Origin of the sequence: Balneola sp. (assembly GCA_003712055.1) — a bacterium.
Classification (GTDB): Bacteria; Bacteroidota; Rhodothermia; order Balneolales; family Balneolaceae; genus RHLJ01.
Genome location: RHLJ01000001.1, coordinates 955546 through 968609 on the forward strand (window position 1 = coordinate 955546; position 13064 = coordinate 968609).

A 13064-nucleotide genomic window follows, 5' to 3' on the forward strand; every position below is an offset into this window, starting at 1 on the left:
TGCGAACAATGAGAGTAGATCCTGATGCAATCTCATTTGTGAAATTTGAGATTACTTCGTCGATTTCCCCTCAGTCTCACCTTGGTTTCAGAGACTCCCCCGCATCGCTGTGCGGGACATACTCGCAAAGACTATTAGTTATACTACTATTACTAGTTAAAGTACTTGGATGTACTACTGCAGATAATGAGTCTTTTCTTACCGAACAACCAAATATCTTATGGCTTGTTGCTGAAGATCTATCTCCTATCATAGCTCCATTTGGAGATTCTACTGCTTACACACCCAATATAAATCGGCTTGCCAACGAAGGAGTCCGGTATCCCAGTTTGTTCTCAACCCATGGTGTTTGTGCGCCAAGTCGTGCAGCAATTATAACAGGAATGTATCCATCCGGGATCGGAGCAAACCACATGAGAACAAATTCTAATATGGATATGACGAGACTGCCTGCTTACGAAGCGGTGCCACCTTCTCATGTAAGAATGTTTACTGAATATCTGCGCGAAGCTGGTTACTACACTTCAAATAATTCAAAACAGGACTATCAATTCAGAGCTCCGGTTACAGCATGGGATGAGAGTTCAAATTTCGCACACTGGAGAAACCGGGAAGCGGACCAACCTTTCTTTTCGGTATTCAATTTCAATATTACCCATGAATCAGGATTGTTTGAGCCCTATGGATTCAAAATTGATGAGAACAGGCACTACGAATCGGGAGAAAGACAGGTCGAACTGGCTGGGTGGAACGTAAGACTCTCAGAAGAAGAAACGGACATACTTGTCCTAAAAGATGCTGATTTCCCTGTCCCTCCATATCTACCTGATACAGAAACAACCCGAAGAGACTTATGGAAGGTGTACAACAACCTGGCCGAGATGGATCGCCAAATTGGAGCTATTCTCGATCAGCTTGAGGAAGACGGGCTGTTCGAAAACACCATCATTTTCTTTTATGCCGATCATGGAGGACCTCTTCCCCGTCAAAAGCGATTGATTTATGATTCCGGACTAAACTCTCCATTGATTATCCGCTTTCCAAAAAAATACAAAGCGGGAAGTATCGATGATCAACTTATTAGTTTTGTAGATTTTGCCCCGACTTTGCTTTCACTTGCAGGTGTTGAGCCTCCAGAGCATTTACAAGGTCAGGCTTTTCTTGGTGAATATGCTTCTCCTGAACCTCGAACTTATATTCATGCGGCAACTGATCGACTGGATGAACTCACTGACTCCCGCCGAGCCGTCAGAGATCAACAATTCAAGTACATACGAAATTACCGCCCGGAGCAAGGCTACTATCTACCTGTTGCTTATCGGGAGCAGATTCCAACCATGAACGAAATGCTTTCAATGCGAGATTCAGGCTTGCTGGATGATATTCAAATGCAATGGTTCCGGGAGTCTAAACCTGAAGAAGAATTATTTGATCTTGAAAATGATCCTCATGAATTAAATAATCTTGTAAAGAACCCGGAATATCAATCGAAGCTCTCGGAGCTCAGTACCGAAATGGATCGCTGGTTAACTGAGATTGGCGATGATCCCACTCTACCTGAAAAGGAATTAATTTCTAAACTCTGGGATGGTGCGGATCAACAACCTGCAACAGAAAAACCCGGAATCCATTTTAATCGTAGCGGATCTGCCATACTCCTTCATACTTCTACCGAAGGAGCTTCAATTGGCTATAAAATTATCCCTGAAAATGGACTAGAACCAGATTCATGGACGATTTATTCTGAATCGAATTTTATACCCCTTCAACCAGGGACAACAGTTAAAGCGATTGCACATCGTATTGGTTTTATTCCTGGTGAAATGGTAGAATACACATCAACCAGACCTAAATAATTATGAAGTCAATAACCTCACTCTTAATCCTTCTCTTTTTAATCACACTATCCCCAAAGGAATCCATGGCACAAAATTCAGGCGACCCTGTTCTTACTGCTGAACTCGGTGTTCAGCTATACACCTATCGTAATGTGGTACCTGAAAAAGGGCTCGAAACAACGCTCGATATCATTAGAGAATCGGGAATGACTCTAATCGAGAGCGGTGTAGCTAACGGAGTTACCCTTGAACAATACAAAGCATTATTGGATGCGCGGGGTATTACGCTCCCTTCGTATAGTACTGGCTACGAGGATATCGTCAACAACGTAGACGAGGTAATAAAGAATGCAAAGTTCATGGGCGCGGAATATGTAATGGTCCCCTGGATTCCCCATGAAGTTGGAAGCTTTAATTTCATAAATGCGAGCCAGGCAGTAGAAGACTTCAATAAGGCTGGGAAAACTTTAACCGAAAATGGGCTCATTCTCCAATATCACTTCCATGGTTATGAAATTGTACCCCACAAAAATGGAAGCTTGCTAGATTACATCATTGAGAATACTAACCCTGAGTATGTGTCTTTCCAGATGGATGTGTACTGGATTCACTTTGGTGGTGAGAATCCAGAACGTTTACTAAGAAAATATCCGGATCGTTGGAAGTCGTTTCATTTGAAAGACATGAAAAAAGGAACCTATAGAGATCATACCGGACTTTCGGATCCCAACACTAATGTAGTGTTGGGCGAGGGGGAAATTGATTTCGAAGGTATCATCAAAACGGCAAATGAACTGGGCATCGATCTCTTCTTCCTTGAAGACGAAAGTGATCATCTACTTACACAGGTGCCTTTGAGTATTAAATATCTGAGAAGCCTTAAGTATTGAAATTAAAAGAGCGATCCAGCGCTCTTTTTTATCGTCATCCCGCACCCCGATACTGAATCAAGTTCAGCACAAGTTGCGGGATCTGTGGTGGTACCCTTTTCTTCTCTTCACAGATCCCGGGTCAAGCCCGGGATGACTTTAATTGGGTTTGGGGTAACCGCACTAAGGGTAGACGAACAAACCGTTCAATCAGCCGATAAACTCTTCTGGTCAGATTCCACCACCTGGACCGATTCAAAACCTGAAGACGTTGCTGGTTAAGTAGCACTGGCACTAATTTTTTCTCCAAAAAATGGTTCTTCTAAAATAGAATTCATCATGCAACGAATATGGATTTAATGCGTGTAAGTCAGAGTTTAATTTGAAAAAATATCTATGAGATACTTACACCTTCCACTTTTTGCCGCACTAATTTTTTCCACTGCATCATTAGCTCAAAATGCCAAGACTATTTCTGATAGTGAATGGTGCGAAGAAAGAACCTGGATAAATATTAATGGATCAAAAGAAAAGCATTGTGAAGTCAGAGAAATCCGCCTGGATTCAAGAAATTCACTTTCGGTTGATGGCAAAAGGAATGGAGGAATAAGTATAAAGAGCTGGGATAAAAATGAAATTCTAATAACTGCTAAAGTTTCAGTCTACTCCTCAGACAAAGATGAAGCGATAAAAATAGCTAATAGTGTAACCATTAATACGAATTCAAGAGTAGAAGCCGATGTTCCAAAACTTAATAGATATGAGGGAGTTTCAGTGGATTACAGAATTTATGTACCAGAAAAGATTGACCTGGATCTAGTCGCTTTTAACGGAGGAATTTCTATTCAAAATGTAGATGGGGATATAGATTTTGAAACATTAAATGGCGGTTTGAGGCTATCAAATTTAAGTGGGAGAGTTACCGGAGAAACTACTAATGGAGGGATCAAAATCGAACTTTCCGGAAGCGAATGGGTTGGAGAAAAACTCGATATTGAAACCGTAAATGGAGGAGTTGTTTTTTATATCCCTAAAGATTTCAATGCTCAACTTGAAACCGGCACTGTAAACGGATCAATGGATTTTGATTTTCCAGTTACAGTTAGCGGAAGAATTAATAAGAAACTATCTGTTTCTCTTGGAAACGGAGGTAATCTGGTAAGAGCTACTACTACAAATGGTAGTGTAAAAATCAAAAGAGCCTCTAATAAGCTTTCTTTAAATTAGAAAGAATCTTCAAATACGAGATTCCCTTCTAAATCTCTTAAGCGTATATAATCTATATCACTTAATCCCGAGGTACGAAAATCGAGACCTACAATGTTACCGAAGTCTCCTTCGAAAGAAATCGAATAAACCTCGCTTCCGTTTAGCAATACTTTCGCTGCCTTCTCTTCAACCCGTATTGAAAGTTCCTGCCAGTTATATACATCGGTGCCAAAAACCGACAGGTTATAATCTCTGCCAGACTGAACTATCTCCCCTATTTTAATTTGTAGGTTGCTTTCACATCCTTGTAACGTTAAGGGCACATAGTAAATATGTACTTCGGTATGAATGGTTAGTTGAATAGTGGGACAAGGGTCATTTAAAAATTCACGGTACCTAAACCTTGCCTCTGCTTCAAAATTATGACCATCCACTCCATTGTACTCCCTGATGTTTATAAACCTCAGCTCACTGAAGCGTTCAATGTCCAGGTTAGTACTAAGAATCTCTTCTTCCCGGGCGGTCAATATTCCATCCTGATTCCTGTCTTCTGTTATATATACCGGGCGCTCGTCATAGTTATAAAAAGCAGCCGACAACCATCCATCAGTTTGAATGTGAATGGGAATGATTTTGAGAAAGGTCTCATCAGCTACCAGTTTGGTCTTATGATAGCCCGGCACATAATAAATACTGGAGAAGAAATTACTTTCGGGATTAATCCTATCCCGGTGATTTGGGTTCCAATCCTGCTGAATAAAAAAGCTATCTGCTTCAATTTCTGATACATCATAATCGAAGTTTACCGTACTTGGCACTCCTATCGAGACCGTTTTATTGGCCGTAAAGAGCACCTCTCCTTCATAAAATTCCGGGCTTTGTTTGTTGAAATAAATAACAGAAGCCGTACTTAGTACCAGGATAGCAACCAATGATACTAGTACTCTTTTATCGCTTAAATTGAACTTCCTTCCCGTAGGTTTTCCAATAGAAGATTCGGGTGTATTCTGTAGCTTGAAATCCAGCCAATCCTTATAGCCAAGTATCGAAACAAGAGCATTAAGGGTAGTAGGGTGAGGATTTTGAGCTTCATCTTGTCTCCAGATTCGCTTTAAGGTTGAGATACTCAACTTTATACCTGAAGTCTCTTCAATTAGATCGATCAGGTATTCAAAATCACGCTGCTTCATCCTGGCGTCACCATTGCCAAGATGAAATTTCTCTTCAATCTTGCTCTTACACAGCTCTAATAAAATCCCTTCATTCGATTCCATACCAAGAATTTACTCTCCTATCTCTAAAAAGTTAAGCTAGTTATATAAAAAACGGTAAATGAGCGGTAAATGAACGGGCTTCGATTTTGGGATAAAAGATCAATTGGTGAATATGAAATCGGTCATCTTAATTCAACGTGAGTTCGAGATAAGGAATACTCAAAAAGTGCATTCACATTCGCGAGGAGGCTTTTCAGATAAAAGCAGATCGACTGTTCCGACGAAGCGATCTCCTTGAGTACATATGTGAACGAAATGCTGTGATTGCCGCGGGATTTGCTCACAAAGCTCACTGAATCCCTCGCAAATGAAAATTTTATATCGAATTCACTTCAATTCAATTATAATGCAATGAAATACCTTCGATATTGTCTTTTTTTACTGCTCATACTAATAGTATCAACGGTTAAAGCACAGGACTTTACCCTCCTTCCATTCACTTCAACTCACTGGGATTTTGGAAACTCTGATGTAAAGCCTGAAAGCTATATGGGTAAGGAAAGTTATCGGTTGGATGGCGCAGCTATAGGCACAAAAAATATCTCCCTCAAAAACGGAACCATTGAGCTGGATATGAATTTCCCTTACGGTAGATTCTTTCCTTCCATCCTTTTTAGGGTGGTTGATGTAAACAATGGAGAGAGCTTTTATGTTCGGCCTCATCAAACAGGGAATCCCGATGCCACTCAATACACTCCAATTTTTAATGGCTACGCAGGATGGCAACTATATCATGGGCAAGGTCATGGTGAAGCTGTGGAGCTAACTCCGGATACCTGGCATCATGTAAAAATCAATATCCTGAATGATCAGGCTGATATCTACTTCAACAATATGGAAACACCACTAATTCAGGTAACCGACCTGAAACGAGATATTGCTTCGGGTGAAATTGGATTAAGCTCTGGCGCTCCTGTTTACTTTGCTAATGTGAAGTACTCAAAAGAAAATCCTACCCTAACCACCCGTACCAATGAACCCTTTGAAGCACCGGAAGGATTAATCACTGACTGGAAAATTTCTGAGGTAGTCGCCAATGAAGAATTCTGGGAGAAGCCTACTATCAGCACAGAAGGATTAACATGGACTCAACGACCCACTGAATATACAGGAACCATAAACCTGGCTAAATTCTCAAGAAGCAGCGAAGGTAAATCTACTGTACTTGCAAAGCTCGATATTGAAGCAGAGTCGGACATGCGGAAACAGGTCATCTTCGGCTATAGTGATTTCGTTTGGGTATTTGTAAACGGAGTGCAAATATATGGTGGACGGAATGATTTTAGATCAAGAGATTATCGGTATTTGGGCACTATTGGGTGGTTTGATAGCGTCTACTTACCTCTTGAAGAAGGTGATAACGAAGTGGTTTTCGTGGTTGGAGAAAACTTTGGCGGATGGGGTATAAAAGCCAGAATTGAAAATCAAAGTGGGATTAGGATTAGGTGAGGAACAGTAGAACATTGAACTCTGAACTTCGAACTTCGATGTTCAATGTTCAGAGTTCGATGTTCATACGTTCAAAACTCACGGTATCTCCGGGCTTTACCTGTCCAAGCCGCCATAACTCGCTATTCAATACCTTAAGAATTCTTGGATAACCCCCAATCGTTTGGCCGTCTACCATAAGAATAATCGGTTCCCCGCTTTTGGGGAGCTGGATTATTCCTGGCATTACCGGAGATGAAGTCATTTGAATATTTGGCACCTCAATACTATTCCCTGTTAATCGTAGCCCCATACGATTGCTGGATGAATCCACTGTGAATTTTTGACTCAGAACTTTTTTCTGCTCTGCTTCACTTAGCCAATCCCATTCGGGCGCCGCTATCACTTTAATGGTGACTTTGGAAGAGTAATAGGGAATCTCCGCTTTATCAGCTTCTCGAATCAGCACCTCCCCCGAGGGCTCTTCCCAGCTAAGCACATCTCCTTTTTGAAGGCTTCTCCCATCCAAACCGCCAAAACCTCCAACTGTATAGGTCGAATAGGAATTCATAACCTGATTTACTTCCAGCATTCCTCGAACGGCCAAATACGCCCTGCATCCTCTGTCAGAAAACTGGAACGATAAAGTATCTCCTCTTTCAACCGTCAAGGTTTTGTTTATAGGTACTGGCTTTGAATTAATAGATGGCTTCATATCAGCGCCTGTAATAGCAATAGAAGCATTAGTCTCAAACTCATATTTCCCACCAGACATTGTCAATTCAAGGACAGGTGCACCAATTTCATTTCCTACCAGCCAATTGGATAATTCATAGGCTTTTCTATCCATTACCCCACTTAACGGTACTCCATACTTCCTAAAACCTATCCTTCCTATATCCTGAATAGTGGTGAATAAGCCTGCGCTGAGTACTTTCAAACTACCCATCTTCAAACTCCTCTTTAGATATGGGCTTGAACTTTATGGTATCGCCTGGATTGACTTGAGTAGGCGGAGTCTGATTGATATCAAAAAAAGAAAGAGGTGTTCTGCCGAGAATATTCCATCCTCCTGGACTTTCCAGCGAATAAACCCCTGTCTGATTACCTCCAATTCCAACCGACCCTGAAGGAATGGATGTTCTCGGACTTTGTTTCCTTGGGCAGGATATTCGCTCATCTAATCCAAATAAAAATACAAAGCCGGGTATAAAACCCATCATGGCTACGGTATATTCCGTTTTCGAATGAATTTCGATGACCTCGTCCCTCCCGAGCTTAGTATGGGTCTCAACTTCTTCCCAATCTAAGCCCAGTTCATAGCAAAGCGGGACAGTAATTATAGAGGCATTACTTCCCATCTCCGAACTGTTTGGTAGTGAAGCTAACTTTTTCAGAATGGATTTAAAGCTCCATGATGCTTCATCAAAAAAAATACATAATGAGTTGTAAGAAGGAGCTAAATCGATAATTCCAGCTAGCTGGAGAGCCTCTATATCTCTGGATAGCTGGTGTATTTGCGAAAGTCTTCGCTCCCCTTCCGGAGAAACTAATAGAGCACCTTCTCCTAAAGCAGAGGGCTTCCACTCAACACCATTATTCTGGAAGGATGGCAACTTCATGATTCTTCAGAAAAGTATGAATATGTTTTGCAAGCTCTGCCGCTCCTTCCGTATCACTATGAAGGCAAATCGTTTGAGCAGTTATTGGCTTTGTATCACCAGAAAATGTATTCACTTCCCCATTCATTACCATGGAATAGATCTGGTCTAATACCTCTTCCCTCTTATGAAGGACAGCACCTTCCAGGCTCCTGGATCGCAAACTCAAATCATCTTCATAACTTCGGTCAGCAAATACTTCGTAAACCACGTCCAGTCCTAAATCCAGGGCTATTCGTGAAGAAATAAAACCTTCTGGTAAATATACTTTGATATTTCCAGCTACGGATTTAATGACTTCAAGTACAGTTTGTGCCGTCTCTTTATCTTTTGCCGCATAATTGTACAAAGCTCCATGAGGTTTAATATGATGAAGTGCCAACCCTTCCTTATCAAGAATGGATAAAAATGATTCGAGTTGCTCTTTTATGCTATCCGATAACTTCTCCTGGGTGATATCCATCACCACTCTTCCAAAATTCTCTCTATCTGGATAACCCGGATGAGCGCCAATGGTCACGTAGTTTTCCTGAGCCATTTTCATTGTTGTACGCATCGAATACTCATCCCCAATATGCCCGCCGCATGCAATATTACAAGATGAGATATAGGGCATGATCGCTTCATCCCTTAACCTGTGTTCCGGGGTTTTCCATTCTCCCAGATCACAATTAAGATCTATTCGTTTTGTACTCATAGAAAATGAAATACTGAATTCAAACTTCGGAAGCTTATCAGAACAGTGACCAAAATTACTCCCAAAGCCAGAATGTTCTGAACTTTTGAGTTTACATACTCTCCTAACAAGGATGATTTATTCATAATGTACAACAGAAAAGCCGCTACCAAAGGTAACAAGATGCCATTTGCTACCTGAGCGAACTGAATGATCTGTACAGGGTTAATTCCTAACATGGAAAAAATAACACCAATGATAAGGATCACCATCCAAATTGATTTAAATCGAAAAGAAGATGTACCCTCTTCCCAACCTAGTATGCCTTTGGCTGTATAGGCTGCTGCTAGCGGAGCAGTGATAGCTGAAGAAATTCCGGCAGCAAATAATCCTGCTCCTAAAAAGTATCCTGACCAACTTCCTAATAACGGTTCCAATTGGGCTGCCATATCCGCAGCATTCGAGATGCCTCTTTCTCCAAACAAAGCAGTAGCACTAGTTATAATTATAGATGCAGAAATCAGTCCTCCCAAAATGATCGCTACATTATTCTCCCTTCTTAACTCAGGAAGTTCCTCCACTTTTTTGTACTTGTTTTGCACTACTGATGCATGTAAGAATAGATTATAAGGAACCACCGTCGTGCCTATCAGTGCTACTACAGTAAGAAATTGTTCTGCTGAAGCTTTTGGGATTAATAAGCCCTTTAGTACTCCTCCCAAATCTGGTTGAACCACAATAGCTGTGGTCACAAAAACCAGGCTCATCAAACCAACCAATGCTATAAGTGATCTTTCAATAATTTTTGAACTGCCCATCACCAGAATTATAAAAGCGATTGCTCCAATAATTATTGGAGGCAGGGAAAGACTAACCCCTCCCAGCTCAATGCTGAAATCTGATATCAACTCTTCAAAACCGAGTGCTGCACCGGCAATATTTCCACCTTCATAGGCTGCATTACCAATTACTATGGCACCAAGCACTAGACATATCCCTAAAAAGCGAACGATTGGGTTCGTTAGTTGCTCCCGAATAGCTTCTCCAAAACCCTTCTGTGTTACCAGCCCCAAACGAGCCGACATTTCCTGTAAAACGATGGTGGCAATAACAGAAAATAAAAGAGCCCAAAGGAGCATATATCCCGATCTTACTCCGGCAAGAGTACATACGGTAACGGTACCAGGACCTATAAAAGCAGCTGTTACCAGGGTACTTGGACCAAAATATTTTCTAAGGAATGAATTCAAGACTAATTAGTGTGGGCTATTTTTATTTATGAGTCATTAAAATTATTATTGGTCGAAAGGAAGGGAAACCTTTTACCTAAATCAATGTCCTGAAAACATGTTTTTATATAAAGGAATATCAAACATAGACATTGATGTATTATCCTTATTACTTTCAGAGTCTTAAAAAATCACCATAATTAATCTACACGAAGTAAACCAGGCATTGATTAGCTATTTGAAGTGATATTGTTTTCTATGCCATATAAGAACAGTAATAAAATTTCCTCAGCCAGCCTATGAGATTATGTACTATTACTACTCCTAACTTCGTATCATGGTGGGATTCATATCCGTTGTTCGGATTCCAAAACAGAAGAGTAAAACACGAAATCAGGTGATCATCCAGGATGGAAAACAGCATTGAGTTAAGAACTACTATTTCTACTAACCCAGAAGGAGTCTGGGATGCTTTAACAAACCCAGACAAAATCGAGCAATATATGTTCGGCGCACGCTGTGAAAGCGACTGGAAACCAGGTAGTAAAGCGAATTTTTTTGTTACTCAGGATGAAAAAGAGATGACTGTGACAAAAGGAGAAGTAATTCGTGTTCAGGAAAATAAACTTCTCGAACATACTCTTTTCCCGGCAAACTCAAATATTGAGGACACACCCGAGAATTATATTGTAATCCTTTACGAGCTCGCCCCTATCTCTGACAGCGAAACAGAGCTCACTATTACACAAAAAGGATATAAGTACGTTGAAAACGGATTAGAGCGATACATTGAAACTCAAAAAGGTTGGAAAGTAGCTCTTCCTAAATTGAAAGAAGTGGCAGAAGAATAGCTATATCGGTTAGCTTAACTTTTCATCGTATACATCTATACACGTCTTCCAATTATAACCTTGTACGAGCTCCTGGGTATTAATCGATCTGAGTTGATCCCAGTTGATAAGCATATGTTCCAGGGCTGAAGAAAAATTACCTGCTTCGTACAGTAATGTGCCCTTCAAGTCCTCCGAAAGGTGTTCGGGATAAGCTAATCGATCAGGGAGTAAGGGAATACAGTTGCAATACATTGCTTCGACGACACTTCCTCCAAAAAAATCCTGAATAGAAGTAACGGGTAAAATATCCGCCCTCCATAGCCAGGAAGCATACTCGCCACTTTCTTTAGTAAATCCCCAGTGCAAGATTTCTTCCTTAAACCATTCCTCGGCCTGATTAAAAATTGGAGGAATTACATCGTTCTGTTCACCTAATACTGCAAGCTTAAAAGCTATCCCCTTTTCCTTGATCTCGAGCAATCCGTTAAAAAATTCCTCAGGGTTTTTATCATATTCCCATCTATGATTCCACAGGATTACCGGCACTGAATTCTTTGCTTCTACTCTGTATTCATCAAGCCGGGATAAATCTAATCCAAGGGATAGTACCTCACTCTTAGCTTCAATATGCTGGATATTGTTTTTATCTCTTTTGTCCGGGAACTGGTTCAAGAAAGCGGGAAGAGCATTTAAGAAAGAATCCTTATGGTATTTGGAATTAAAGAAAATCTTATCTGCAGCTATTGCTGAGGCATAGTTGATGAAAGCATAATGATTATCCCGTCGATTTTTGACATCCCGATCTTGAGGAGACCATGGGTAAGTGAGCTGATTTTCATGAAAATAGATACTAACAGGTATTCCGACTGACTTCTTCCTTGTAAGAGCTAAAAAGGTAGTTAAATCCAGCATTGAGGAAGCAATAATGGAATCAGGCATCTCTTCAAGTTGATTGAATTGCTCAGCTAAGGAAACAGCCCCGCCATGCATCCTCCACTTCCAGTGCCTGCCCGGCAGGCTTAGAATGTCTACACTATGAGAAGAGTATTTCTTGAATCCCTCACACCATTGGCGGTGGGAACCAGAAAAGAATGGCTCCAATAGTAAAATGTTTCTACCCATTACCAATCCCGGCCTATTACTTCGATGATAACTGGTAGATGATCAGAGCCAATATTTGGACCTACTCTTCGATGCATTACATCCAATCCATTGCTAACTAGTGCATGGTCAATGGTAATTGAAATTAGCGACCAGTAAGTATTCCAGGTTGGTAGCAACCCAAAGTCCTTCCTTGAGTCTCGCACTTCTAATTCGCTAGTTAGTCGTTTGAAATTTGGAGAAAAGGTTGTGGAATTAAAATCACCAATTAGCACATAAGGCTTATCATAGCTCTTCAAGAAGTCATTAGCCGCTGAAAACATTGCATTTCTCGTATCAAATAACTCTTTCGAAACAGGTGGAGGAGGGTGGATATTCATGATTGAAAGCTCCTTCCCATTACCATGTATCTCTACCAATTTTGCAAAAGTATTCCCGGATTTACTATGAATTATGATAGAACTATCTATTTCAAATTTGCTATACACTCCCATTCCAAACACTCCAGAACTTGGATCAAGCTCCATAAATGGAAAGTCCTCTTCAAAATCTTTTAAATACTCCATCCAATCGGGAGTAAATTCCTGGAAGACCAGAACGTCAAACTTTCCTCTTCTTATAAAAGTACCGACCTCTTTATAATTATCATTCGATGATAAAAGATTGATCGAAGCAATCTTTATCCCTTCCTCATAATATGATAATGGCACTGGCCCCAAATTTTTAATCGACGAATAAAATAGCATTGCTCCCAAAAACAGAGCTACAAAACCTGATTTCCACTTCTTTGCGACTAATAAGAGGACAGCTATTGCAGCGAAATAAATCACATAGTACAATCTGAAATGAGAGAAGGCATCAAATACCCAATTCCACCTCCCAAGAAAACCAAGTAAAACTGGGATTAACCCTAATGCGAGGAGGTATTTAGGGAAATGCTTCATTT

General features: G+C 40.6%; 12 protein-coding genes. 5 read left to right on the forward strand and 7 right to left on the reverse strand.

All coding sequences use genetic code 11. From position 1 onward, the window contains the following. The first annotated feature begins 8 nt into the window (after positions 1-8). From ED557_04265 to ED557_04275, 3 genes are all read left to right on the forward strand, one after another. On the forward strand, positions 9-1856 hold the full coding sequence (locus ED557_04265; GenBank protein ID RNC85990.1) for a DUF229 domain-containing protein: 1848 nt from the start codon (positions 9-11) through the stop codon (positions 1854-1856). Positions 1857-1858: 2 nt separating this feature from the next. Next, positions 1859-2728: a sugar phosphate isomerase/epimerase gene (locus ED557_04270; protein ID RNC85991.1), complete on the forward strand. Its 870-nt coding sequence runs from the start codon at positions 1859-1861 to the stop codon at positions 2726-2728. 375 nt (positions 2729-3103) lie between these two features. After that, positions 3104-3934: a hypothetical protein gene (locus ED557_04275; protein ID RNC85992.1), complete on the forward strand. Its 831-nt coding sequence runs from the start codon at positions 3104-3106 to the stop codon at positions 3932-3934. Here the strand turns inward: ED557_04275 and ED557_04280 are convergent. Continuing rightward, positions 3931-5190 carry a hypothetical protein gene (locus ED557_04280; protein RNC85993.1) on the reverse strand — a complete coding sequence of 420 codons (1260 nt, stop codon included), beginning with the start codon at positions 5188-5190 and terminating at the stop codon, positions 3931-3933. The genes ED557_04275 and ED557_04280 overlap by 4 nt on opposite strands. 264 nt (positions 5191-5454) lie before the next feature. On the opposite strand from ED557_04280, the gene ED557_04285 reads away from it, so the two are divergent. Continuing rightward, positions 5455-6639 carry a hypothetical protein gene (locus tag ED557_04285; protein ID RNC85994.1) on the forward strand — a complete coding sequence of 395 codons (1185 nt, stop codon included), beginning with the start codon at positions 5455-5457 and terminating at the stop codon, positions 6637-6639. A 49-nt stretch (positions 6640-6688) separates the two neighbouring features. Here ED557_04285 and ED557_04290 read toward each other — a convergent pair whose 3' ends face one another. The 4 genes from ED557_04290 to ED557_04305 are packed head-to-tail and all read right to left on the reverse strand — an operon-like array spanning position 6689 to position 10205. Beyond that, positions 6689-7567: a biotin-dependent carboxyltransferase gene (locus ED557_04290; protein RNC85995.1), complete on the reverse strand. Its 879-nt coding sequence runs from the start codon at positions 7565-7567 to the stop codon at positions 6689-6691. After that, positions 7560-8240: a 5-oxoprolinase subunit PxpB gene (gene pxpB, locus ED557_04295; protein RNC85996.1), complete on the reverse strand. Its 681-nt coding sequence runs from the start codon at positions 8238-8240 to the stop codon at positions 7560-7562. The genes ED557_04290 and pxpB overlap by 8 nt, the downstream gene beginning before the upstream one ends. Then, positions 8215-8976, reverse strand: a complete 762-nt coding sequence (gene pxpA, locus ED557_04300) for a 5-oxoprolinase subunit PxpA (protein ID RNC85997.1) — start codon at positions 8974-8976, stop codon at positions 8215-8217. The genes pxpB and pxpA overlap by 26 nt, the downstream gene beginning before the upstream one ends. Then, positions 8973-10205, reverse strand: coding sequence for a divalent metal cation transporter (locus tag ED557_04305; protein ID RNC85998.1), 1233 nt, complete (start codon positions 10203-10205; stop codon positions 8973-8975). The genes pxpA and ED557_04305 overlap by 4 nt, the downstream gene beginning before the upstream one ends. Before the next feature lie 389 nt (positions 10206-10594). On the opposite strand from ED557_04305, the gene ED557_04310 reads away from it, so the two are divergent. Beyond that, positions 10595-11035: a hypothetical protein gene (locus ED557_04310; GenBank protein RNC85999.1), complete on the forward strand. Its 441-nt coding sequence runs from the start codon at positions 10595-10597 to the stop codon at positions 11033-11035. Between the two features lie 9 nt (positions 11036-11044). Here the strand turns inward: ED557_04310 and ED557_04315 are convergent, their stop codons facing one another. Together ED557_04315 and ED557_04320 are read right to left on the reverse strand one after the other, a co-directional pair. Further along, on the reverse strand, positions 11045-12139 hold the full coding sequence (locus tag ED557_04315) for a DUF3524 domain-containing protein (GenBank protein ID RNC86000.1): 1095 nt from the start codon (positions 12137-12139) through the stop codon (positions 11045-11047). After that, positions 12139-13062, reverse strand: a complete 924-nt coding sequence (locus tag ED557_04320) for an endonuclease/exonuclease/phosphatase family protein (GenBank protein RNC86001.1) — start codon at positions 13060-13062, stop codon at positions 12139-12141. Before ED557_04320 ends, ED557_04315 begins: the two co-directional genes overlap by 1 nt. Positions 13063-13064 lie beyond the last annotated feature (2 nt).

Excerpts from the sequence above, each read along its gene's own strand:
- ED557_04280 (RNC85993.1), bottom strand. The coding sequence starts at position 5,190 with ATGGAATCGAATGAAGGGATTTTATTAGAGCTGTGTAAGAGCAAGATT.
- ED557_04265 (RNC85990.1), top strand. The coding sequence starts at position 9 with ATGAGAGTAGATCCTGATGCAATCTCATTTGTGAAATTTGAGATTACT.
- ED557_04315 (RNC86000.1), bottom strand. The coding sequence starts at position 12,139 with ATGGGTAGAAACATTTTACTATTGGAGCCATTCTTTTCTGGTTCCCAC.
- ED557_04310 (RNC85999.1), top strand. The coding sequence starts at position 10,595 with ATGGAAAACAGCATTGAGTTAAGAACTACTATTTCTACTAACCCAGAA.
- ED557_04320 (RNC86001.1), bottom strand. The coding sequence starts at position 13,062 with ATGAAGCATTTCCCTAAATACCTCCTCGCATTAGGGTTAATCCCAGTT.
- ED557_04290 (RNC85995.1), bottom strand. The coding sequence starts at position 7,567 with ATGGGTAGTTTGAAAGTACTCAGCGCAGGCTTATTCACCACTATTCAG.
- ED557_04270 (RNC85991.1), top strand. The coding sequence starts at position 1,859 with ATGAAGTCAATAACCTCACTCTTAATCCTTCTCTTTTTAATCACACTA.
- pxpB (RNC85996.1), bottom strand. The coding sequence starts at position 8,240 with ATGAAGTTGCCATCCTTCCAGAATAATGGTGTTGAGTGGAAGCCCTCT.
- pxpA (RNC85997.1), bottom strand. The coding sequence starts at position 8,976 with ATGAGTACAAAACGAATAGATCTTAATTGTGATCTGGGAGAATGGAAA.
- ED557_04275 (RNC85992.1), top strand. The coding sequence starts at position 3,104 with ATGAGATACTTACACCTTCCACTTTTTGCCGCACTAATTTTTTCCACT.